Origin of the sequence: Ramlibacter agri, assembly GCF_012927085.1 — a bacterium.
GTDB lineage: Bacteria > Pseudomonadota > Gammaproteobacteria > Burkholderiales > Burkholderiaceae_C > Ramlibacter > Ramlibacter agri.
The window spans coordinates 316,641-338,778 of the sequence record NZ_JABBFX010000004.1 but is presented as its reverse complement, the minus strand read 5'-3'; the positions used below and the strand labels follow the sequence as shown (position 1 = coordinate 338,778).

General features: G+C 68.3%; 25 protein-coding genes. 6 read left to right on the top strand and 19 right to left on the bottom strand.

The features are described 5' to 3' along the window. Positions 1 to 14: 14 nt before the first annotated feature. The 8 genes from HHL11_RS31480 to guaB form a co-directional block, all read right to left on the bottom strand. Complete coding sequence (locus tag HHL11_RS31480) at positions 15 to 227, bottom strand: hypothetical protein (RefSeq protein ID WP_169422582.1); 213 nt, start codon at positions 225 to 227, stop codon at positions 15 to 17. Continuing rightward, positions 227 to 847 carry an FMN-binding negative transcriptional regulator gene (locus tag HHL11_RS31475; protein WP_169422581.1) on the bottom strand — a complete coding sequence of 207 codons (621 nt, stop codon included), beginning with the start codon at positions 845 to 847 and terminating at the stop codon, positions 227 to 229. Before HHL11_RS31475 ends, HHL11_RS31480 begins: the two co-directional genes overlap by 1 nt. A 24-nt stretch (positions 848 to 871) precedes the next feature. Beyond that, positions 872 to 1,162, bottom strand: a complete 291-nt coding sequence (locus HHL11_RS31470) for a DUF5710 domain-containing protein (protein ID WP_169422330.1) — start codon at positions 1,160 to 1,162, stop codon at positions 872 to 874. 16 nt (positions 1,163 to 1,178) lie between these two features. Continuing rightward, on the bottom strand, positions 1,179 to 3,230 hold the full coding sequence (locus tag HHL11_RS31465; RefSeq protein WP_342593304.1) for a RecQ family ATP-dependent DNA helicase: 2,052 nt from the start codon (positions 3,228 to 3,230) through the stop codon (positions 1,179 to 1,181). 13 nt (positions 3,231 to 3,243) lie between these two features. Then, positions 3,244 to 4,863, bottom strand: a complete 1,620-nt coding sequence (gene guaA, locus HHL11_RS31460) for a glutamine-hydrolyzing GMP synthase (protein WP_169422580.1) — start codon at positions 4,861 to 4,863, stop codon at positions 3,244 to 3,246. 2 nt (positions 4,864 to 4,865) lie between these two features. After that, positions 4,866 to 5,282 (bottom strand): PIN domain-containing protein, encoded by a 417-nt coding sequence (locus HHL11_RS31455; protein ID WP_169422579.1) that lies wholly within the window; start codon positions 5,280 to 5,282, stop codon positions 4,866 to 4,868. Next, a complete protein-coding gene (locus HHL11_RS31450) occupies positions 5,269 to 5,577 on the bottom strand; it encodes a type II toxin-antitoxin system Phd/YefM family antitoxin (RefSeq protein ID WP_169422578.1) in 309 nt (102 codons plus the stop codon). The genes HHL11_RS31455 and HHL11_RS31450 overlap by 14 nt, the downstream gene beginning before the upstream one ends. 101 nt (positions 5,578 to 5,678) lie before the next feature. Beyond that, positions 5,679 to 7,148, bottom strand: coding sequence for an IMP dehydrogenase (gene guaB / locus HHL11_RS31445; RefSeq protein ID WP_169422577.1), 1,470 nt, complete (start codon positions 7,146 to 7,148; stop codon positions 5,679 to 5,681). 124 nt (positions 7,149 to 7,272) lie between these two features. Here guaB and HHL11_RS31440 point away from each other — a divergent pair, with 124 nt between their 5' ends. Continuing rightward, complete coding sequence (locus HHL11_RS31440; protein ID WP_169422576.1) at positions 7,273 to 7,749, top strand: DUF4124 domain-containing protein; 477 nt, start codon at positions 7,273 to 7,275, stop codon at positions 7,747 to 7,749. A gap of 4 nt (positions 7,750 to 7,753) precedes the next feature. Here HHL11_RS31440 and HHL11_RS31435 read toward each other — a convergent pair whose 3' ends face one another. Together HHL11_RS31435 and HHL11_RS31430 are read right to left on the bottom strand one after the other, a co-directional pair. Beyond that, complete coding sequence (locus HHL11_RS31435; protein ID WP_169422575.1) at positions 7,754 to 8,068, bottom strand: RnfH family protein; 315 nt, start codon at positions 8,066 to 8,068, stop codon at positions 7,754 to 7,756. After that, positions 8,065 to 8,511 carry a type II toxin-antitoxin system RatA family toxin gene (locus tag HHL11_RS31430; protein WP_169422574.1) on the bottom strand — a complete coding sequence of 149 codons (447 nt, stop codon included), beginning with the start codon at positions 8,509 to 8,511 and terminating at the stop codon, positions 8,065 to 8,067. Before HHL11_RS31430 ends, HHL11_RS31435 begins: the two co-directional genes overlap by 4 nt. Before the next feature lie 57 nt (positions 8,512 to 8,568). Between HHL11_RS31430 and smpB the strand changes: the two genes are divergently transcribed. The 5 genes from smpB to HHL11_RS31405 all read left to right on the top strand — a co-directional run bounded on the left by smpB (position 8,569) and on the right by HHL11_RS31405 (position 11,233). Further along, entirely contained in the window at positions 8,569 to 9,042 is a 474-nt protein-coding gene (gene smpB / locus HHL11_RS31425; RefSeq protein ID WP_169422573.1) for an SsrA-binding protein SmpB, read from the top strand. A 71-nt stretch (positions 9,043 to 9,113) separates the two neighbouring features. After that, positions 9,114 to 9,518: a COG4315 family predicted lipoprotein gene (locus tag HHL11_RS31420; protein ID WP_169422572.1), complete on the top strand. Its 405-nt coding sequence runs from the start codon at positions 9,114 to 9,116 to the stop codon at positions 9,516 to 9,518. Between the two features lie 11 nt (positions 9,519 to 9,529). Further along, positions 9,530 to 9,886: a hypothetical protein gene (locus HHL11_RS31415; protein WP_169422571.1), complete on the top strand. Its 357-nt coding sequence runs from the start codon at positions 9,530 to 9,532 to the stop codon at positions 9,884 to 9,886. An 11-nt stretch (positions 9,887 to 9,897) separates the two neighbouring features. Beyond that, positions 9,898 to 10,413: a sigma-70 family RNA polymerase sigma factor gene (locus HHL11_RS31410; RefSeq protein ID WP_169422570.1), complete on the top strand. Its 516-nt coding sequence runs from the start codon at positions 9,898 to 9,900 to the stop codon at positions 10,411 to 10,413. A gap of 4 nt (positions 10,414 to 10,417) precedes the next feature. Further along, positions 10,418 to 11,233, top strand: a complete 816-nt coding sequence (locus tag HHL11_RS31405) for an anti-sigma factor family protein (protein WP_169422569.1) — start codon at positions 10,418 to 10,420, stop codon at positions 11,231 to 11,233. Here HHL11_RS31405 and HHL11_RS31400 read toward each other — a convergent pair. The 9 genes from HHL11_RS31400 to HHL11_RS31360 form a co-directional block, all read right to left on the bottom strand. Beyond that, positions 11,230 to 12,312 (bottom strand): enoyl-CoA hydratase/isomerase family protein, encoded by a 1,083-nt coding sequence (locus HHL11_RS31400; RefSeq protein WP_169422568.1) that lies wholly within the window; start codon positions 12,310 to 12,312, stop codon positions 11,230 to 11,232. The genes HHL11_RS31405 and HHL11_RS31400 overlap by 4 nt on opposite strands. Beyond that, on the bottom strand, positions 12,309 to 13,181 hold the full coding sequence (locus tag HHL11_RS31395) for a DMT family transporter (RefSeq protein WP_169422567.1): 873 nt from the start codon (positions 13,179 to 13,181) through the stop codon (positions 12,309 to 12,311). Before HHL11_RS31395 ends, HHL11_RS31400 begins: the two co-directional genes overlap by 4 nt. Before the next feature lie 68 nt (positions 13,182 to 13,249). Continuing rightward, a complete protein-coding gene (gene typA / locus HHL11_RS31390) occupies positions 13,250 to 15,082 on the bottom strand; it encodes a translational GTPase TypA (RefSeq protein WP_169422566.1) in 1,833 nt (610 codons plus the stop codon). Next, positions 15,079 to 16,032: a tRNA pseudouridine(55) synthase TruB gene (truB, locus tag HHL11_RS31385; protein ID WP_169422565.1), complete on the bottom strand. Its 954-nt coding sequence runs from the start codon at positions 16,030 to 16,032 to the stop codon at positions 15,079 to 15,081. Before truB ends, typA begins: the two co-directional genes overlap by 4 nt. 3 nt (positions 16,033 to 16,035) lie before the next feature. Continuing rightward, positions 16,036 to 16,404, bottom strand: a complete 369-nt coding sequence (gene rbfA, locus HHL11_RS31380) for a 30S ribosome-binding factor RbfA (RefSeq protein ID WP_169422564.1) — start codon at positions 16,402 to 16,404, stop codon at positions 16,036 to 16,038. A 146-nt stretch (positions 16,405 to 16,550) separates the two neighbouring features. After that, complete coding sequence (gene infB / locus HHL11_RS31375; RefSeq protein WP_169422563.1) at positions 16,551 to 19,478, bottom strand: translation initiation factor IF-2; 2,928 nt, start codon at positions 19,476 to 19,478, stop codon at positions 16,551 to 16,553. A gap of 21 nt (positions 19,479 to 19,499) precedes the next feature. Continuing rightward, positions 19,500 to 20,996: a transcription termination factor NusA gene (nusA, locus tag HHL11_RS31370; protein WP_169422562.1), complete on the bottom strand. Its 1,497-nt coding sequence runs from the start codon at positions 20,994 to 20,996 to the stop codon at positions 19,500 to 19,502. Continuing rightward, positions 20,993 to 21,571, bottom strand: a complete 579-nt coding sequence (gene rimP / locus HHL11_RS31365; RefSeq protein WP_169422561.1) for a ribosome maturation factor RimP — start codon at positions 21,569 to 21,571, stop codon at positions 20,993 to 20,995. The genes nusA and rimP overlap by 4 nt, the downstream gene beginning before the upstream one ends. Positions 21,572 to 21,638: 67 nt before the next feature. After that, positions 21,639 to 21,992 (bottom strand): hypothetical protein, encoded by a 354-nt coding sequence (locus HHL11_RS31360; protein ID WP_169422560.1) that lies wholly within the window; start codon positions 21,990 to 21,992, stop codon positions 21,639 to 21,641. Positions 21,993 to 22,138 lie beyond the last annotated feature (146 nt).

The window sequence follows — 22,138 nt, the reverse complement described above, 5'->3', positions numbered from 1 at the left end:
GGCGGCCGCTTCGCTCACTTGGATTCGTCGGGCATGGGGCGCGGGGTCTGCATCGCGCCTTCCACCGCCTTCTGGAATTGCTGCACCTGCTGCTGCGGCGTGGCGGTGGTGCCGGGCGCTGCGCCCGCCACCGGAGGCGCCACGCCTGCCGTCAGCTGCTTCTTCGCCAACACGCCCACGATCGCCAGCACCACGACCAGGCTCACGACGGTAAACACTGCACGCATCACTTCCCCTCCATGCCGAGCCGCTGCATCCAGGCGGCCAGTTCCTTTTCCTGCTCGCCGCCCGCGCCGTAGCCCTCGCGCATGCGCGCGTGCGCCTCAGGGCGGTGCTGGTTCAGTTTCAGCTTGCAGGACCATTCCTCCACCGCCAGCTCGAAGCCGACGATGCCGGCCAGCATCTTCTGCTGGAACTCTTCGCCCAGGCTCTTCCACTGCTGCGCGTAAGGTGGCTCGTGGTCGCCGATCAGCTTCTTCAGCAGCGCATCCTTGCCCGCGGCGTCTTCCACCAGCCGCGCGCGGACCTTGCAGTGCACGGCCAGGTAGTTCCAGGTCGGCACGCGCTGCCGGTCCGGGTAGACCGAGGGCGACAGGTAGGCGTGCGGGCCCAGGAAGGTCGCCAGCGCCTGCGGCCGCGCCTGCAGGTGGCGCCATTGCGGGTTGGGCTTGGCGCAGTGGCCCCACAGCACGAAGCCGCTGCCCTTCTCTTCCAGGTGCAGCGGCAGGTGCGTGACGAAGGGGAAGCCCGCGTCGTCGGTCGTGACCTGGCTGGCGAACGGGTAGCGCCGCATCAGCTCCGCGGCGATGGCTGGATCGTCCGTTTTGAACTGCGGCGGCTGGTACATGGCGCGATTGTGCCCCCGGTGCGATCACGCGCCGTTCGTCGGTGCCAGGCGGGTGTGGACGCAGGGCTCCCAGGGCAGCACGTCGCAGCCGCAGTGCGCGGGCGGCTCCTTCGGGCCCGTCCGCGGTGCCCGGGCCGGAGCCGACGCCGGCGCCGCCGCCGGCGCCGGCGCCGCGCCATCCTCGTTCAGCCACCGCGCGAAAGGCGCGAGGTCCTTGTCCTGCACGTACCAGCGCTTGCGGGTCGGGTCCCAGCGCGCACCGAGCGACTTCGCTTCGTCCTTTTCCGCGTAGGGGACGGTGAGGAATTTCTTCATGGAGTCCGTTCAATCTTCAAGGGAGTTGGTGCAACACCAGCGGCAGCACCGCAGCGGCGCCCGCTTCGCGCAACAGCGCCGCCGCCACGGTCATCGCCCAGCCGCTGCGATAGCTGGCGTCGACCAGCAGCAGCGGCCCGGCCGGTACTTCGGCCCCGGGCGCCAACACCAGGGCCTTGTTCAGCGCCGCGACCGTCGCGCCCGACGCCAGGTCGGCGTTCGGCGCAGGGCCCGCCAGGCGCAAGACATCGGCGACCGGCAACCGGCCCACCGAGGCCACATGCGACGCCACCGAGCGGACCAGTTGCGGATGCTGCGCCGAGGGCATGGGCACCACGGCGACCGGCCTGGTCGGCCAGTTGCGCCGCCAGCGACCGAGCACGCCGACGACGCCGTCCAGCAGTTCCGCGGGCGCTGGCCCGTCCGGCGCGGCGAACACGCGCAGCAGTTCCTCGGCCCAGCCGGGTTCGTTGGCAAAGGCCAGGGCGCGGCCTTCGCTGCAGCCCGCGATGCGGCCCTTGCGCGGGCCGCCCGCCGGCCACAGTTTGCGCGGCTCGATGACCACGTCCTGGCCACGCGCAAACACGCGGGCTGCCTCGACCCGCTCCGCCGCGGGCATCGCGCCCGGTGCAGGAAGCCTGCCGGTGCACACGCTGCAGCGTCCGCAGTCGCGCGGATCGGGGTCGTCCAGCGCTTCCTGCAGGAAGCGCATCAGGCAGCCCTGCCCCGCGGCGAATGCACGCATCAGGCCCGCCTCGCGCTCGCGGACCTGCGCCAGCGCCTGCCAGCGCGCGGCGTCGTAAGTCCAGGTCTTGCCGGTCAACGCCCAGGCCGAGCCTTCGCGCTGCACCACCTCGTCCACCGCCAGGATCTTCAGCAGCCCCTCGAGGCGTCCGCGCCGGATCGCAGTGGCGTTCTCCAGTTCCACCAGGCCCTGCGGCTTCTGCCCCAGGGCGGCGAGGACCTTGGCTACGCGCTGTTCATCGGGCACGCCGGCGGTCGCGAAATAGGCCCAGATCTGTTCGTCGGTCTCGGCCGGCAGCAGCACGGCCACCGCATCGTCCAGCGCCCGGCCCGCGCGGCCGACCTGCTGGTAGTAGGCGACGGGGGACGACGGCGAGCCGACGTGGATGCAGAAAGCGAGATCCGGCTTGTCGTAGCCCATGCCCAGCGCCGAAGTCGCCACCACGGCCTTCAGCGCATTGCGGCGCAAGGCATCCTCGACGTCCTGCCGCACGTTCGCCTCGAGCCCTCCGTGGTAGGCCGCCACCTCGAACCCGCAGGATTTCAGGAAGCCGGCCAACCTTTCGGTTTCGGCGACGGTCAGCGCGTAAACGATGCCGGAACCGGGAAAGGTGTCCAGCGCGTCGGCCACCCAGGCATAGCGTTGCAGCGAGCCCAGCCCGGGCACCACGGCCAGGCGCAGGGACGAACGCGCGAGCGAGCCGCGGAATGTCAGCGCCTGCGGGCCGAGCTGGCGGGCGATGTCCTGCGTGACCCGTTGGTTGGCCGTCGCGGTGGTGGCGAGCACCGGCGTGCCGGCGCCGATTCCGAGCAGCGTCTTCGCCAGGCGCTGGTAATCGGGGCGGAAATCGAAGCCCCAGTCCGAGATGCAATGGGCTTCGTCGATCACAACCAGCCCGGCGGCGCCTAGCAAGCCGGGCAGGCGCCGCGCAAAACCCGCGTTGCCCAGCCGCTCGGGCGAGACCAGCAGCACGTCCAGGCGGTCGGCGGCGATGTCGTCGAAGACCTGGTCCCAGTCCTCGAGGTTGGTGGAGTTGACCGTCGCTGCGCGAAGCCCGGCCTGCGCCGCCGCGGCGACCTGGTCGCGCATCAGGGCCAGCAGCGGCGAGACGATCAGCGTGGGCCCCTTGCCCGCGGCGCGCAGGGCGGACGTCGCCGCCCAGTACACCGCCGACTTGCCCCAGCCGGTGGCCTGCACGACGAGCACCCGCGCTTGTTGCTCGACGAGCGCCGCCACGGCCGCGACCTGGTCCGCGCGCGGGCGCGCCGCCGGCCCCGCCATCGCCGCGAGGACCCGGCGCAGGTGGGTTTCGGCCAGGCTCACCGCCGGACCCCGTTCACTCCCACTCGATGGTCGCCGGCGGCTTGCTGCTGACGTCGTAGGTCACGCGGTTGATGCCGCGCACCTCGTTGATGATGCGGCTGGACACCTTCTTCAGCAGCGCATAGGGCAGCTCGGCCCAGTCCGCCGTCATGAAGTCGCTGGTCTGCACCGCGCGCAGCGCCACCACGTAGTCGTAGGTGCGGCCGTCGCCCATGACGCCCACGCTCTTCACCGGCAGGAACACCGTGAAAGCCTGCGACGTCAGGTCGTACCAGGTCTTGCCGCTCTTCTCGTCGCGGAAGTTGCGGAGTTCCTCGATGAAGATGGCATCGGCGCGGCGCAGCAGGTCCGCGTATTCCTTCTTCACTTCGCCGAGGATGCGCACGCCCAGGCCGGGGCCCGGGAAAGGATGGCGGTACACCATCTCCGGCGGCAGGCCCAGCGCCACGCCCAGCTCGCGCACTTCGTCCTTGAACAGGTCGCGCAGCGGCTCCAGCAGCTTCAGCCCCAGCTGCTCCGGCAGGCCGCCCACGTTGTGGTGGCTCTTGATGGTGACGGCCTTCTTGCTCTTGGCGCCGCCCGACTCGATGACGTCCGGGTAGATCGTGCCCTGGGCCAGGAAGGTCGCGCCCTTGTGGCCGGCGCCGGACGCCTTGAGCTTGGCGGCTTCGGCCTTGAAGACGTCGACGAACAGGCCGCCGATGATCTTGCGCTTCTGCTCGGGGTCGCTGACGCCGTGCAGCTTGCCGAGGAACAGCTCGCTGGCATCGACGCGGATCACCTTCGCGTGCAGCTTGCCCTCGAACATGTCCATCACCATGTCGCCCTCGTTCAGGCGCAGCAGGCCGTGGTCGACGAACACGCAGGTGAGCTGGTCGCCGATGGCGCGGTGGATCAGCGCCGCGGCCACCGAGGAATCGACGCCGCCGGACAGGCCGAGGATCACCTCCTCGTCGCCGACTTGCTTGCGAATGGAATCCACCGCTTCGGCGATGTGGTCGCGCATCACCCAGTCCGGCTTCGCCTTGGCGATTTCGCGGACGAAGCGCTCGAGGATGACGTGACCCTGCACTGTGTGCGTGACTTCGGGGTGGAACTGCACGGCGTAGAAGCCGCGTTCCTCGTCGGCCATGCCGGCGATCGGGCAGCTGTCGGTGGACGCCATCAGCTTGAAGCCGGGCGGCATCTCGACCACCTTGTCGCCGTGCGACATCCACACGTCCAGCATGCCGTGGCCGTCCGCCGTCGTGCGGTCGGCGATGTCCTTCAGCAGCGCGGTGTGGCCGCGGGCGCGCACGGAGGCGAAGCCGAACTCGCGCTTGTGGCCGGCTTCCACCTTGCCACCGAGCTGCTGCGCCATCGTCTGCATGCCGTAGCAGATGCCCAGCACCGGCACGCCGAGTTCGAACACGGCCTGCGGCGCGCGGTCGGTGCTCTCCTCGTACACGCTGGCATGGCTGCCGGAGAGGATGACGCCCTTCAGCTTGCCGTCGGCCGCGTACTGGCGCACCCAGTCGTCACCGACGTCGCAGGGATGCACCTCGGAATAGACATGGGCCTCGCGCACCCGGCGCGCGATCAGCTGCGTCACCTGGGAGCCGAAGTCGAGGATGAGGATCTTGTCGTGTTGCATGGTCAGGGGAGATCGGTGATGTGCGGGTGGTCCAGCTTCAGGCAGGCGCGGCGCAGGGCCTGGTCCATGGTGACCAGGGGCGCCTTGAGGTCGACCGCGACCTTCAGGTACGCGGCGTCATACGGTTTCAGTTCCAGCGACTGGCACCAGGTCCAGAACTCCAGCGGCGAAACGCGCGTCGGCGCCAGCGTCACCGGCAGGCGCGCCAGCAACCGCAGCACGTGCTGGTGCACGCTGGGCGTGAAGCGGCCGCGGGCCAGCGCCTTGCCGGCCGCGTGCAGCGCTTCCAGCGGGAAGATGGAGGCGCTGGTCGCGCTCTCTTCCTCGGTCATGACGCGGATCAGCGCCTGGGAGACCTTGTCGCCGGTCTCGTCGGGAAAAGCCCAGCTCGCGAAGGCGGAGGCGTCAACGACCAGCACGGCTCGCCTTCGGTTCGTCGGTCCAGGCGTCGCCGCGCTCGTCGCGCTCGCGCTTGTGTTCTTCCCACAGCTCCTGGAAGCCGGGGCCGGCGCCCACCTTGGCGCGCAGCGCCGCGAGTTCGGCGACGATCGCCTGGCGGCGCCCCTCGATGCTCGGTTGCTCGGTTTCCGGCTCCTTGATCAGGCGGATCACCCGCTTGCCGTGCCGCGTCAGCACGACTTCCTCGCCCTGCTCCACAGCGCGGATCAGTTCGGAAAGCTGGCTCTTGGCCTGGTGGATGGGGACCGTTTGCATGAGCTTCTGGTCTGAATTGGGGAAGTCGGACCAGATTTTAAGGCGGCAAAAGAAAAAAGGCCAGAAAATTCTGGCCTTTTTACCTGGAAACCGCGGGGAACTCAGTCCGCGCGGTAGTTCGGCGCTTCCTTGGTGATCTGCACGTCGTGCACGTGGCTTTCGCGCATGCCGGCGGAAGTGATCTCCACGAATTCGGCCTTGGCGCGCATCTCGTCGATGCTGGCGCAACCGCAGTAGCCCATGGCGGCGCGCACGCCGCCCGCCAGCTGGTACACGATGCTGACCAGCGAGCCCTTGTAGGGCACGCGGCCCTCGATGCCCTCGGGCACCAGCTTGTCCGCGTTCGGGTTGGTGCTGGTCGCTTCCTGGAAGTAGCGGTCGGCGCTGCCCTGCTGCATGGCGCCGATGGAGCCCATGCCGCGGTAGCTCTTGTAGCTGCGGCCCTGGTACAGCACGATCTCGCCCGGCGCCTCTTCGGTGCCGGCGAACATGCCGCCCATCATCACGGTGTTGGCGCCGGCGGCGATGGCCTTGGCGATGTCGCCGGAGAAGCGGACGCCGCCGTCGGCGATCATTGGCACGCCGCTGCCGGCGAGCGCCGTCGCCACGCTGTCGATGGCCATGATCTGCGGCACGCCCACGCCGGCCACGATGCGGGTGGTGCAGATGGAGCCGGGGCCGATGCCCACCTTCACTGCGTCGGCGCCGGCTTCCACCAGCGCGCGCGCGGCCGCGCCGGTGGCAATGTTGCCGCCGATCACGTCCACTTGCGGATAGTTCTGCTTGACCCAGCGCACGCGGTCGATCACGCCCTTGCTGTGGCCGTGCGCGGTGTCGACGACGATGACGTCGACGCCGGCCTTCACCAGCGCTTCCACGCGCTCCTCGGTGCCCTCGCCCACGCCGACCGCGGCACCCACGCGCAGGTGGCCGCTGGCGTCTCGCGCGGCGTTGGGGAAGCTGGTCTGCTTGGTGATGTCCTTGACGGTGACCAGGCCCTTCAGCTCGAAGGCGTCGTTGACCACCAGCACGCGCTCCAGCTTGTGCTTGTTCAGGAGCGCCTTGGCGTCGGCGAGGCTCGTGCCCTCCTTCACCGTGATCAGCTTGTCGCGCGGGGTCATGATCTGGCTGACCGGGACGTCGTAGCGCGTCTCGAAGCGCAGGTCGCGACCGGTGACGATGCCCGCCACCTTGCCGGCGTCGATGACCGGGAAGCCGGAGTAGCCGAACTGCTCCTGCATCGCCAGCACCTGGCGCACCGTGTGCTGCGGGGTGATGACCACGGGGTCGCGCAGCACGCCGGATTCGTAGCGCTTGACGCGCGCCACTTCGGCCGCCTGCTGCAGCGGCGTCAGGTTCTTGTGGACGATGCCGATGCCGCCTTCCTGCGCGATGGCGATGGCCAGCCTGGCCTCGGTCACGGTGTCCATGGCAGCGGACACCAGCGGGAGGTTCAGCGTGATGTTGCGGGAGAGGCGGGTCGCGAGGGACGTGTCCTTGGGCAGGACCTGGGAGAACGCCGGCACCAGCAACACATCGTCGAAGGTGAGCGCTTTACCGAGGAGGCGCATTGATCAGAGCTCCAAAAGATGGATTGTACCCGCGTGCAAAAGTGCACGCTGGAACGCGGCTTGCAGGCAACGTTGGGGCAATCGCACTAAGGCCTAAGGATGACAGGCAGCTACACTGCGGCGCATGAAAGCGACCCGACTCGTCCTCGCCGCCCTCCTCTGCACCGCGCCCCTGCTGGCCTCCGCCCAGTGGATCTGGCTGGACAAGGACGGTCGCAAGGTCTTCAGCGACCAGGCGCCGCCGCCGGAAATCGCCCCCAACCGCATCCTGAAGCAGGCCGGCCAGCGCGCCCCGGCCGCCGACGCCGCCCCGGTTGCCGCCGCGACGGCCGCCACGCCCACGGGCAAGGACAAGGACCTGGAAGCGAAGAAGAAGGAAGGCGATGCCGCCGCCGCCGCCAAGAAGAAGGGCGACGAGGAGAAGGTCGCCCAGGCGAAGTCGGACAACTGCGCCCGTGCCAAGTCCGGCAAGGCCACCTACGAATCCGGCACCCGCGTGGTGCGCACCAACGACAAGGGCGAGCGCGAATACCTCAACGACGAGGAACGTGCGCGCGAGATGAAGCGGCTCGACGGCATCATCGCCACCGACTGCCACTGAGCGGCTAGTATCCCGGCTTCGCCCCGGGCCTGCGCTTCGCGAACAGGCCCGCGGCCCGCGCGCCCTGCTTCTGGAAACGCTCGCGGCGCGCGACCTTGGGATCCACCAGCAGGCCGCGGTAGATCTCCACCCGGTCGCCTTCGCGCAGCTGCGCGTCCGGGCTGGCCTTGCGGCCCCAGACACCGACTTCCGCGCCATCGGCGGCCAGCTGCGGGCAGGCCTGCAGCGCATCCCTCACCGTTGCGCCTTCCGGCAGTTCCAGCGGCCACTCCAGCACTTGGCGCGGCGCCGGCGAACAGGCAACGACCACGCGGATCATGCCGTGCCGTACACCTGTTCGGCGCGCTTGACGAAGGCGTCGACCAGGCTGCCCGCGATCTTGTCGAACACGGGGCCGACCACGGCCGCCAGCGCGGTGCTCTTGAAGCTGTAGCGAAGTTCCAGCGACACCTTGCAGGCGCGCTGGTCGCCCTGCCCCAGCGCCTGGAACTTCCAGCAGCCGTCCAGGTTGGAGAACGGGCCGTCCACCAGCTTCATGCGCACTTCGCGTGCGGGCACGTGCGTGTTGCGGGTGGTGAAAGTCTGGCGGATGCCGGCGAAAGCGATGCCGACTTCCGCCTTCATGCCGTCCGGCTCGATCGCCAGCACGGAGGCGCGATCGCACCAGGGCAGGAACTCGGGATATTTCGCCACGTCGGTGACCAGCGCGAACATCTCCTCGGCGCTGTACCAGATGAGGACGTTCTTGTGGATGGTTTTCATAGAATGCGGGACCCGGCGGCATTGTAGAGAGCGTGCCGTAACCCAACCTGTCAGTGCATGTCGACAAAGAAAGAAACTCCCCGCCGGATCGCCGATAACAAGAAGGCGGCCTACAACTACTTCTTCGAGGAGAGGTACGAGGCCGGCATCGTCCTGGAAGGCTGGGAGGTGAAGGCCCTGCGCGAGGGGAAGGTCCAGCTCACCGACGGCTACGTCGTCATCCGCAGCGGCGAGCTGTTCCTGATCGGCTGCCAGATCAATCCCCTGCTCACTGCCTCCACCCACGTGCGGCCGGACTCGGTCCGCAGCAAGAAGCTGCTGATGAAGAAGGACGAGATCCGTCGCCTCATCGGCAAGGTGGAGCAGAAGGGCCACACCCTGGTCGCCCTCCAGTTGTACTGGAAGGAAGGCAAGGTCAAGGCCGAAATCGCGCTGGCCAAGGGCAAGGCCGAACACGACAAGCGCAGCACCATCAAGGACCGCGAAGGCAAGCGCGAGGTGGAGCGCGCCATGAAGGAGCGGCACCGCTAGAAAAATCCGGGGGCCGGTGGAATAAACCGCCCCACCGCGTCGTTCATCCAGGAAACCACCTGGAGAACGCGATGAAGAAACTTGCCTCCCTCACGCTGGCCGCCGCGGTCGCGGCCTCCGCCCTGCTCGCCGGCTGCGAGTCCATGCAGTCCGCCATGGGCATGTCCAGCGCGCCGGCCAAGGTGGCCGACGGCGCCTGGGTCGGCCCCAATGGCATGACCCTCTACACCTTCGACCGCGACGCCATGGGCGCCGGCAAATCGGCCTGCAACGGCCCCTGCGCCGCCAACTGGCCGCCGCTGATGGCCAACGCGGGCGACCAGGCCGCGGGCGAATGGACCATCGTCGCCCGCGACGACGGCAGCCGCCAGTGGGCTTTCCGCGGCAAGCCGGTCTACTACTGGTCCAAGGACGCCAAGGCCGGCGACCGCACCGGCGACGGCTTCAACAACGCCTGGCACATCGCCCGGCCCTGAGGCGGCGCGGCATGCGCTCTCTCTCGCTCGGGCGGCGCCTGCGCCTGCTGGAAGCCGCCCTCAGCTCCTGGCCTTGGTACGCCCAGCCGGTGGCGGCACATCCCGCGGGCAGCGAACTGGACCCCGTGCGCGAGGCGATGCGCGCCGTGGCCCAAGCCACACCCGGCTTCGCCGCGGCCCGCCTGGTCGTCCTGGTGCGTTCGTGCAAGGACCTGCATGGGCTCTGGCACCTGCGCATGCCGCTCGCGCAGGCGTTGGCCGCGGCCGGCGGCGAGGCCCATGCACGGCGTGAGATGGTGCGCGTCGACGCCGCTTTCCGCGCGGTCTGGCCGGACGCCCCGGTTTCGCGCAGCAGCGATCTGAGGTAGCCTGCGCGCCCATGACTCCCGCTTCCGAGGGCCTCGTGCGCCACATCCCCGACCTGCGCCGCTACGCGCGGGCGCTGGTGGGCGACAGCTGGAGCGCGGACGACCTCGTGCAGGACACGCTGGAGCGCGCCTGCGAGCGCTGGAGCCTGTGGGCGGCCGGCAGCGACCTGCGCGCCTGGCTGTTCACGCTGATGCACAACCTGTTCGTCGACGGCGCCCGCCGCGCGCTGCGGCAGCAGGGCCAGCGGGTCGATGTCGACGACGTGGCGAACGAACTGGTGGCGCCGGCGGGAGGCACCGAGCAGGCGCTGGACCTGCAGCGCTGCCTGCTGCGGCTGCCCGAGGAGCAGCGCGAAGTGCTGCTGCTGGTGACCTTGCAGGACCTGGGCTACGAGGACGTGGCGCGCATCACCGGGGTGCCGGTGGGCACCGTGATGTCGCGGCTGTCGCGCGCCCGCAGCCGGCTGCGCGAGCTGATGGAAGGCGCGCGTCCCGCGGGAGCCGTGCCGCTGCGGCGGCTGAAGTGAAACCATGAACCAAGACAACAACCTGCTGCGGGACGAGGCGAAGCTCCATGCCTTCGTCGACGGCCGGCTCGCGCCGGACGAGCGCGCACAGGTGCAGGCCCGCCTGGACGCGGATCCCGAGGCGGCCCGCACCGTGCGCGCCTGGCAGGAGCAGAAGGCGATGCTGCAGGCGCTGTACGGCGAGGTCGCGGACGAACCCGTGCCCGTCCCGCTGCTGCACGCCGCGCAGCAGCTGCACCACCGCAGCAGCCGCGTGAACCGCTGGGCCCGCTGGGGCGGCATGGCGGCCGCCCTGCTGCTGGCCTTCGGCCTGGGCTGGGGCGGCAACATGCAATGGCAGTCGTGGCACGACGGCATGGGCTTCGGCATCGCGCGTGGCCGCGGCCCCGCCGAATTCGCGCGCCAGGCCCAGATGGCGTTCACGGTCTACAGCCCGGAAGTGCGGCACCCGGTGGAAGTGGAGGCGGCGCAGCAGCAGCACCTGGTGCAGTGGCTGTCCAAGCGCCTGAACCGGCCGCTGAAGGTGCCCAACCTCACCGAGCAAGGCTACGAGCTGGTCGGCGGCCGCCTGCTGCCCGGCGACCAGGGCGCGCGCGCGCAGTTCATGTACCAGAACGCGCGCGGCGAACGCATCACGCTGTACGTCGGCGCCATCGACCCCAAGGCCGGCAGCAACGGCGAGACGGCTTTCCGCTTCACCAGCGAAGGCGGCGTCAACAGCTTCTACTGGGTGGACCAGGGCTTCGGCTATGCGCTGACCGGCAAGGCGCCGAAGTCGGGGATGCTGGTTCTCGCGGAGAACGTCTACAAGCAGCTCTAACGCAGGTCGTGCAAGGGGTGCGCATGCGCCGGCCAGGGGCTGGCGAAAAACGCCTGCACCATCTCCTGCGTGACGTCCTCGATGCGCGGCGGATTCCAGCGCGGCGCATGGTCCTTGTCGACCGCCAGGGCCCGGATGCCTTCCATGGTCTCGCCCGCGGTGCCGGGGCGCAGCTGGAAACAGTTGCGCACCATCTCGCGCTCCATGCGCAGGTCCGACACCAGCGTCATGTGGCGCGCGCGGCGCACATGCTCCAGCGTCACGTGCAGCATCAGCGGCGAACGCTTGCGCAGCAAGGCGGCGGTCTCCGTGGCCCAGGCCGAGCCGTCGGCTTCCAGGCCCTGCACGATGTCCTGCACGGTCGCCAGGCCGAAGTAGCGGTCGATGTCGGCGCGCTGGCTGGCCAGCGGACGCGCGACCGAAGGCGCGTCCCGCAGGCGCTCGCGCAGCAGCTCGAAACTGTCCGCATGGGCCAGCGCTTCCCAGGCCGCCGGCAGTTCGCTGGACACCAGCACGCCGTCGGCCAGGCGCGCGGCCACCGCGTCGCCGCCGCCGATCACCTGCCCCGTGAGCGCCAGGTACTCCCCCATGCGGCCCGGGCAACGCGCCAGGAACCAGCCGCCTCCCACGTCCGGGAACAGGCCGATGGCGGTCTCGGGCATGGCCATCTTCGTGCGCTCGGTGGCGATGCGCAGGCTGTCGTCGCTGCCGTGCGCCGAGATGCCCATGCCGCCGCCCATCACCACGCCGTCCATGAAGACGACGTAGGGCTTGGGATAGCCGTGGATCAGGTGGTTGAGGGTGTATTCCTCGGTGAAGAAGTCCTCCAGCCGCGGGTCGCCGGCCAGCACGGCCTGGTGGAAGAAGCGGATGTCGCCGCCGGCGCAGAAGGCGCCGAAGGGGCCTTCGCGCCCCATGCCGCGCACGGCCACGCGGTGCACGCGCGGGTCTTCGGCCCAGGCCAGCAAGGTGGCCGTGAGCGCGCGGATCATGTCCAGCGACAAGGCGTTCAGCGCCTTCGGACGGTTCAGCGTGACGAGGCCTGCGGTGCCCCGGATTTCCGCAACGATTTCGCTCATGCCCTTGCCCTCCACCCTGCCAGCTCGTTGGCGACCAGCGCGCCTATGACCAGCGCGCCGCCGGTCAGCACCGCCTCGCTCGGGATCTCGTCGGCGCCGATCCAGGCGAGGATGATCCCGAAAATCACTTCCAGCAAGGCAAGCAGGGCAATCTCCGGTGCCTTCAACACCCGGGCGCAGAGCACGGCCAGCACGCACGGGATGGCCAGCTGCACCAGCCCCAGCAAGGCGAGCAGGCCGATGTCGTGCGCGGAGGCATGGAATGGCATGGCCAGCGGCAGCGTGACCACCGCGCTGATGGCGGCGCCGACCAGCACCGCCGGCACCAGGTCGACCTGGTGGCCCTGCGCCGAGGAGCGCTGCGTGACGGTCCAGTTCACGCCGGAGGCCAGGGGCACGAACAGGGCCACCACGGTCCCGGCGAGATGGCCTTGCCGGATCTGCGTGCCGTACATCCAGGCGATGCCCGCGCCCGCCACGAGGATGGCCGCCCAGGTGCGCGCCGGGATGCGGTTGCCGATGAAGGCGCGCGAGATCAGCGCGGTGAGGAACGGGCCCAGCGCCATGGTCACCAGCACGTTGGCCACGCTGGTCAAGGTGAGCGCCACCATGAAGGCCGTGAACATCACCGACCAGCACAGGCCGGACAGCCACAGCGCCCAGCCGCCATGGCGGATCTTCGTGAACACGGCGCGGCCCTGGAAGAAGGGCAGGATCACCAGCAGCGACAGCACGGTGAAGAAGCTGCGCCAGAAGGTCACCTCGAAGCTGCGCGCGTGTTCCAGCTGCCGGGTGATGACGCCCGCGATCGACCACATGAGGGTGACCGCGACCATGCCGAAGACTGCCTGGGTGTGGGTGAGTCTCATCGTTCTTGTTCTTGCGGACGAAAAAAAGGCGGGCCGCCGGGCCCGCCTTCGATCTTACGCGGCTTCGTTCAAGCCGCTTCGCGCAGCGCCCGCTTGCGCTCGTGCTCCTTGAGGAAGCGCTTGCGCAGGCGGATGGACTTCGGGGTGATTTCCACCAGTTCGTCGTCCTCGATGAACTCCACGCCGTATTCCAGCGTCAGGTCGATCGGCGGCGTGACCTTGATCGCGTCTTCCTTGCCGGACACGCGGAAGTTGGTCAGCTGCTTGGTGCGCGTCGCGTTCACGATCAGGTCGTTGTCGCGGTTGTGCACGCCGACGATCATGCCTTCGTACACCGGGTCGTTCGCCTTCACGAACATGCGGCCGCGGTCGTCCAGCTTGCCGAGGGCATAGGTGAAGATCTCGCCGTCGTCCATGGAGATCAGCACGCCGTTCTTGCGGCTGGCGATCTCGCCCTTGTAGCCCTCGTAACCGTCGAAGATGTTCGAGATCAGGCCGGAGCCGCGGGTCAGGTTCAGGAACTCGTTGCTGAAGCCGATCAGGCCGCGCGCCGGAATGCGGTATTCCAGGCGCACGCGGCCGCGGCCGTCCGGCTCCATGTTCACCAGCTCGCCCTTGCGCTCGCCCAGGGCCTGCATCACGCCGCCCTGGTGCTGCTCCTCGATGTCGGCCGTCACCAGCTCGATCGGCTCGCTCTTGACGCCGTCGATGTTCTTGAACACCACGCGCGGCTTGGACACGGCCAGCTCGTAGCCTTCGCGGCGCATGTTCTCCACCAGGATGGTCAGGTGCAGTTCACCGCGGCCCATCACTTCGAACACGCCTTCCTCGTCGGTCTCGCTGACGCGCAGCGCCACGTTGGACTGCAGTTCCTTCTGCAGGCGGTCCCAGATCTGGCGGCTGGTCACGAACTTGCCTTCACGGCCCGCCAGCGGCGAGGTGTTGACGCAGAAGTTCATGGTCAGCGTCGGCTCGTCCACCTTCAGCATGGGCAGCGGCTGCGGATTGGCGGGGTCGGTCACGGTCACGCCGATGCCGATTTCCTCGATGCCGTTGATCAGCACGATGTCGCCGGGGCCGGCTTCCTTCACCTGCACGCGGGTCAGGCCTTCGAAGGTCAGGACCTGGTTGACGCGGCCCTTGACCTGCTTGCCGTCCGGGCCTTCCATCACCAGCACGTCCGTGGATGGCTTGATCGTGCCCTGGTTGACGCGGCCCACGCCGATGCGCCCCACGAAGCTGGAGTAGTCCAGCGCGGAGATCTGCAGCTGCAGCGGCGCGCTCTCGTCGCCTTCGTGCGGGGGCACGTGCTTGAGGATGGTGTCGAACAGGGCCGACATGTCGGGGCCCCACTGCTCGCCGGCCGCGCCCTCTTCCAGCGAGGACCAGCCGTTGATGCCGGAGGCGTAGACCACCGGGAAGTCCAGCTGTTCGTCGGTGGCGCCGAGCTTGTCGAACAGGTCGAAGGCGGCGTTGATGACCTTGTCGGGGTTGGCGCCCGGCTTGTCGACCTTGTTCACGACGACGATCGGACGCAGGCCCAGGGCCAGCGCCTTCTTCGTCACGAAGCGGGTCTGCGGCATCGGGCCTTCCTGGGCATCGATCAGCAGCAGCACGCTGTCGACCATCGACAGCGCCCGCTCCACCTCGCCGCCGAAGTCCGCGTGGCCGGGGGTGTCGACGATGTTGATGTGGGTGCCGTTCCAGCTGACGGCGCAGTTCTTGGCCAGGATCGTGATGCCGCGCTCGCGCTCGATGGCGTTGTTGTCCATCACCGTGTCGACCACCTTCTCGTGGTCGGCGAAGGTGCCGGACTGGCGCAGCAGCTGGTCGACCATGGTCGTCTTGCCATGGTCCACGTGGGCGATGATCGCGATATTGCGGATTTGTCGATTGCTCATGTCGTTTCGGTCTCGGCCTGGCCGAGCATTTGCTGGATTTCTAGGGGGCTCAGCAGGCGCGAGGGAATGAGTTCTCCCGCCTTGATATGGGCAGTGCCCAAAAGTGCCCGCGGCGCGTCCCCGAAAACCGCGGCATGTTCTGTTTCGGCCCAACGGCCGCGCCGGCGCAGTCCGCTCAGGAACCGTCCAGCATCTTCCGTGCCCAGCGTGACCGGCGTGTGTCCGGGCAGCAGGGCTTCCACCGGCAGCAGCCGGGCCAATCTTTCAGACTCGGGCAGCGCCTCGAGTTCCATCAAACCTATGCATTGATCCATGCCGAATGGACCGGTGGCAATTCTGCGCAGGGCCGCCAGGTGGGCGCCGCAGCCCAGGGCCTGGCCGATGTCCTCGCCCAGGGTCCGGATGTAGGTGCCCTTGCTGACCTTGGCGACGATGCGCAGCAGGTCCGGCTCGACCAGGGCCAGCTGCAGCTCGAAAATGGTCACGTCGCGCGCGGCACGTTCCACCTCGATCCCGGCGCGCGCATACTCATATAGGGCCTTGCCGTCCTTTTTCAAGGCACTGTGCATGGGCGGCACCTGGCTGATCGCGCCCAGGAACTGTGCCTGGACTTCGGCCAGGCGTTCCGGCGTGATGGCCGGCACTTCGCGCCGCTCGATGACCTCGCCTTCGGCGTCGCCCGAAGTGGTGCGCACGCCCAGCCGCGCCAGGGCCTCGTAGGTCTTGTCGGCGTCCAGGTGCAGCTGGCTGAACTTGGTGGCCGCGCCGAAGCACAGCGGCAGCACGCCGGTGGCGCGGGGGTCCAGCGTGCCCGTATGGCCGGCCTTCTCCGCCCGCAGCAGCCACTTGGCTTTCTGCAGTGCATCGTTGCTGGACAGACCCAGCGGTTTATCGAGCAGCAACACCCCATGCACAGGGCGCCGCTGCACCCTGGTGCGTGGCGCGTTCAAGTGCTAGTCGTCCTTGGAACGGGAAGAAACGGCCTTGGCGATCAAGGCGTTCATGTCGGCCGCGCGCTCGGTGGTGCGGTCGAAATGGAAATGCAGCGTCGGCACCGTGTGGATGTGCAGGCGCTTGAACAGGTGGTTGCGCAGGAAGCCGGCGGCCTGGTTGAGGGCCTCCTCGGTTTCCTGCGGGTCACCCACCAGCAGGCTGAAGAACACCTTGGCGTGGGCGTAGTCCGGCGTGACCTCCACGGCCTGGATGGTCACCATGCCCACGCGCGGATCCTTCAGCTCGCGGGCGATCAGCTCCGTCAGATCGCGCTGGATCTGGTCGGCGATCTGGAAGCCGCGGTTGGGTTTGGCGGTGCGCTTCGGCATGGTGGTTGGTGCGCGTGCTGGGATTGAACTGCCCGACGCAAAAGTCGCAAAGGAACGCAAAGGTCGCAAAAGGAAAATCTAAGCGGATTTCTTTTGCGTCTTTTGCGTACTTTCGCGTATTTTGCGTCCGGCAGTCCGTCTTTGCCTTACAGCGTCCGCGCAATCTCCTTGACTTCGAAGAATTCGAGCTGGTCGCCTTCCTTGATGTCGTTGTAGTTCTTCAGCTTGATACCGCACTCGAAGCCTTCCTTGACTTCGCGCACGTCGTCCTTCATCCGCTTCAGCGACTCGAGTTCGCCCGTGTAGATCACCACGTTGTCGCGCAGCAGGCGGAAGTGCGCGCTGCGGGTGACCTGGCCGGACGTGACCATGCAGCCGGCCACCGTGCCGATCTTGGACGCCACGAACACCGTGCGGATCTCGGCCGAGCCGATGACCTCTTCGCGCTTCTCCGGGGCCAGCATGCCCGACATCGCCGCCTTCAACTCATCGACCGCGTCGTAGATGATGTTGTAGTAGTGGATGTCGACGCCGTTGCCCTCGGCCAGCTTGCGCGCGCCGGCGTCGGCACGCACGTTGAAGCCGATGATCAGCGCCTTGGAGGCGATCGCCAGGTTGACGTCCGACTCGCTGATGCCGCCGACCGCCGCGTACACCATCTGCACCTTCACTTCGCTGGTGGAAAGCTTCTGCAGCGATTGCGACAGCGCTTCCTGCGAACCCTGCACGTCGGCCTTGACGATGATGGGCAGGGTCTTCACCTCGCCCGCCGTCATGTCGGAGAACATGTTCTCCAGCTTGGCGGCCTGCTGCCTGGCCAGCTTGGTGTTGCGGAACTTGCCGGCACGGTAGGTCGCGATTTCGCGCGCCCGGCGCTCGTCGGACATCACCATGAACTCGTCGCCCGCCTGCGGCACTTCCGTCAGGCCCTGGATCTCCACCGGGATGGAGGGACCGGCCGACTTGATGGCCTTGCCGTTCTCGTCCAGCATGGCGCGCACGCGGCCGTAGGTCTGGCCCGCCAGCACGACGTCGCCGGTCTTCAGCGAGCCGGATTGCACCAGCACCGTGGCGACCGGGCCGCGGCCCTTGTCCAGCTGCGCTTCGATGACCAGGCCCTTGGCCATGGCATCCACCGGCGCCTTCAGTTCCAGCACTTCGGCCTGCAGCAGCACCTGTTCCAGCAGGTCGTCCACGCCCTGGCCGGTACGGGCCGAGACGTTCACGAAGGGCGACTCACCGCCGTACTCTTCGGGCACGACTTCCTCGACCACCAGCTCCTGGCGCACGCGCTCGGGGTTGGCATCGGGCTTGTCGATCTTGTTGACCGCCACGACGATGGGCACGCCCGCCGCCTTCGCGTGCTTGATGGCTTCCTTGGTCTGGGGCATGACGCCGTCATCGGCCGCCACCACTAGGATCACGATGTCGGTCGCCTGGGCGCCGCGGGCACGCATGGCGGTGAACGCCTCGTGGCCCGGGGTATCCAGGAAGCTGATGACGCCGCGCGGCGTTTCGACGTGGTAGGCGCCGATGTGCTGCGTGATGCCGCCCGCTTCGCCCGCCGCCACCTTGGCGCGGCGGATGTAGTCCAGCAGCGAGGTCTTGCCGTGGTCGACGTGGCCCATGACGGTCACGACCGGCGCACGCGGCAGGGCCTCGGCGGCCTGGCCCGACACTTCCTCTTCGGTGAAGGCTTCCGGGTCGTCCAGGGCGGCCGTGACCGCCTTGTGGCCCATTTCCTCGACCACGATCATGGCCGTGTCCTGGTCCAGCGACTGGTTGATGGTCACCAACTGGCCCATCTTCATCAGCGACTTGATCACCTCGGAAGCCTTGATCGCCATCTTGTGCGCGAGCTCGGCGACCGTGATGGTCTCCGGCACGTGCACTTCGATGATGCGCTGCTCCACCGGTGCGGAACCCATGCCGCCACGGTCGTCGCGGTCACGGTGGTCGCCACGGCGGCCACTGCCGCCACGCGGGCCGCCGCGCCACGAATTGCGGCCGACGCCGCCGGACGCATCGCCGCGGGTCTTGATTTCCTTCTTCTTCGCCGGATCGTTGGCCCAGCTGGAAGACAGCTTGGCCGACTTGACTTCCTTGCCGGCGCCGGGAGCCGCGGGGGCTCCGGCAGGCGCGGGCGCACCCGGACGGCCGGGTTGCGCCGGCGGCTTATGCAGCGTGCCCTTGACACCCGGCTTCGCGGGTTCCGGCGCCTTGGCCACCGGCTTCTCGGGCGCCTTGGCGACCAGCACCTTCTTCGGCGCGCTCATCATCTGGCGGATGGCGGCGGCTTCGGCTTCCGCCTTGCGGCGGCGGTCCTGCAGGTCGCGGGCGCGAACGGCTTCCTCGTCGGCTCGTGCCTTCGATTCGGCGGCGGCCTTCTCGCGCGCTTCAGCGGCGGCCTTTTCACGGGCTTCGGCTTGCGCCTTGGCCACGGCCTGCGCAGCCTCGGCTTCGGCGGCCTTGGCGGCGCTGGCGCCAGCCTGGGCGGCGGAATACGCCTCAGCGCGTGCGGCTGCTTCCCTTTCGGCGGTGGCGCGCGCTTCTTCCTCGGCGCGCTGGCGGGCTACCTCGGCGCGCTGGCGCGCTTCGGCTTCCTCGCGCTCGCGGCGGTTCGCGGCCAGTTCTTCTTCCTGGCGGCGGATCAGTTCGGCCTGGTGCTGCGCTTCCGCTTCGCGGCGGGCCAGTTCAGCCTGGTCCACGGCGGGCGGCGCGGGCGGGGCCGCCGGCGCCTCGGGCGCTTCGACGACGGCCGTGTCCGAGCCTTCGTCGCGCTTGACGAAGGTGCGCTTCTTGCGCACTTCCACCTGGATGGTGCGCGCCTTGCCGGTGGCATCCGCCTGCTTGATCTCGCTGGTGGATTTCTTCACCAGGGTGATCTTCTTGCGCTCCGGAGAGGCCGTGCCGTGGCTGGCCTGCAGGAAGCCCAGCAGCTTCTGCTTGTCGGCATCGCTCAGGGAGTCCGTGGGGGCGGACTTGGCTACGCCGGCGCTGCGCAGCTGTTCCAGCAGCGTGTCGGTCGATTTCTTGAGTTCGTTCGCGAACTCGGCGACGGTGGTACTAGACATGTGTTCTTTGTCCCCCTCCCATTACTCATGGGCGGCAGCGGCGTTGGCGAACCAGTGCTCGCGCGCCTTCATGATCAGGGCCTTGGCCTCGTCCGCGGACTGGCCGGTGATTTCGGTGAGCTCGTCGACCGCGAGGTCGGCCAGCTCGTCGCGCGTATGCACGTTGTGGTCGGCCAGCTTCGCGATCAGCTGCGGGTTGAGGCCTTGCAGGTCGCGCAGGTCCTGCGAGACTTCCTCGACGCTCTCCTCGCGCGCGATCTCCATCGTCAGGAGCGCATCCTTGGCGCGCGTGCGCAGCTCGTTGACCGTGTCCTCGTCGAAGGACTCGATCTCCAGCATCTCGGAGATCGGCACGTAGGCCACCTCCTCCAGGCTGGTGAAGCCTTCGACGATCAGGATGTCGGCGATTTCCTCGTCGACATCGAGCTTCTCCATGAACAGCGAGCGGATCGTGGACTGCTCCTCGGCCTGCTTCTGCGCGGACTCGTTGGCGTCCATGATGTTGATCTTCCAGCCGGTCAGCTCGGAAGCGAGCCGCACGTTCTGGCCGCCGCGGCCGATGGCGATGGCGAGGTTTTCCTCGTCGACCACCACGTCCATCGCGTGCTTCTCCTCGTCGACGACGATGGAGGTCACGTTGGCGGGCGCCAGGGCGCCGATCACGAACTGCGCGGGGTCCTCGGACCACAGCACGATGTCGACGCGCTCGCCAGCCAGCTCGTTGGTCACCGCGTTCACGCGCGAACCGCGCACGCCGACGCAGGTGCCGATCGGGTCGACGCGCTTGTCGTGCGAGACGACGGCGATCTTGGCGCGCGAACCGGGGTCGCGGGCGCAGCTCTTGATCTCCAGCAGGCCCTGCTCGATCTCGGGCACTTCCTGGCGGAACAGCTCGATCATGAACTCGGGGGCCGCGCGCGACAGGATGATGGGCGCGCCGCGCAGCGTCAGGTCCACTTCCATGATCATGGCGCGGACGCGGTCGCCGTTGCGCAGGTTCTCCTTGGGGATCATCTCGCTGCGACGCAGGCGGCCTTCGACCCGCCCGCTCTCCACGATGATGTCGCCCTTGTCCATGCGCTTGACGGTGCCCACGAAGATCTTGTCGCCGCGCGACATGAAGTCGTTCAGCAGCATCTCGCGCTCGGCGTCGCGGATCTTCTGCAGGATCACCTGCTTGGCGGCCATGGCGCCGATGCGGCCGATCGGCAGCGATTCGATGCCTTCCTCGATGTGCTCGCCCTCTTCCACTTCCGCCACGCGCTCCTTGGCGTCCATCAGCAGTTCTTCGGCGTCGGGGTTCTGCAGGCCCGCGGTGTCGGGCACCACCAGCCAGCGGCGGAAGGTTTCGTAATCGCCGCTGTCGCGGTCGATGGCCACGCGGATGTCGACCTCGCCCTGGTACAGCTTCTTGGTCGCCTGGGCCAGGGCCGCTTCCACGGCGCCGAACACCACGTCGCGCTCCACGTTCTTCTCGCGCGAGATGGCGTCCACCAGCATCAACAGTTCGCGATTCATTTCCCTTGCTCCTGAACCCCGGGACGTTTGCGCCCCTTGAAATCTACGATCGGCGCAAGACGCGCTTCCTTGAGCTCGTCCAGCGTGAAACCCAGCACCTGCAGGACAGGCGCCTCCTTCTTTTTCTTCGACGGCTTCTGCCCAGGCAGGGGCTCGGGCTCATCGCTCCACGTCACCTGCCAGCCGGCGCCTTCGGCCTTTTCCAGCGTGCCGCGGAACTTGCGGCGATTGGCAGCCACCTGGCCCGCCGCCGCCGCGCCCATGGGCGCCTTCAGCACGATGTCGACGACCTCGCCGGCGAAGCGCTCGAAGTCCTTGTCACCGCGTAACGGCCGATCGATGCCGGGCGATGACACTTCGAGCCGCTTGTAGTCGACGGCCTCGACCTCCAGCGTGTATTGCAACTGGCGCGTGACGCGCTCGCAATCCTCGACATTCACGAACTTTTCTTCTTCCGCACTGTTCCACGGGAAGTCGATCGTGACGCGCAGGGTGCCGCCGGCGGAACGTTCGAGTTCCACCAGGTCATAGCCGAGACCGGCTACGGTTTGGGCCACCAAGTCGTGCAATGCCAATGTGTGAAGCAAAAAAAACGGGCGGTTGGTACCCGCCCGTTTGGTCGTGAAGCCTAGATTGTAACGTCTAAAGCCTTGTCCTGCAAGGCTTTAGGGTGCATTCACGCAGTGTGCGGGCGGGGTTGCCGGGGGTTGCGCGCTGGCCGGCTCCGGCTTTGGAAGAGATGCCTCCCGGCGGCCGAAATTCAAGTGTGCAGCCAATCCGGCGCGCGCTCCCGCTGGGCCAGCGCCCGGCGGCCCCCGGGCCCGGCAACGCGAGCACGGGCAACAGGCTGCCGGCCAGCATGCCGAAGTGGGCGCGCGGCAGCTGGCTCCAGTGCCAACCGAGCACATCCACGGATTCCGCCTCGCCCGCGGTGCACAGCGCGGCCAGCCGCGCCAGCCCGCCGGCCCGGCTGTCGAGCCAGAGGCCCATCAGCATGCCGGCCGTGCCAAGCAGAAGGCTCCAGCGCGCGTGCGCATGGCCGGGCCGAGGCGGCCGCAGGCCATCGACAGCGGCCAGCCCTGCCAGCGCGACGGCAGCCGTGAATGCGGATCAGGCCCAGGTGTCCATCGATGCCCCTGCAA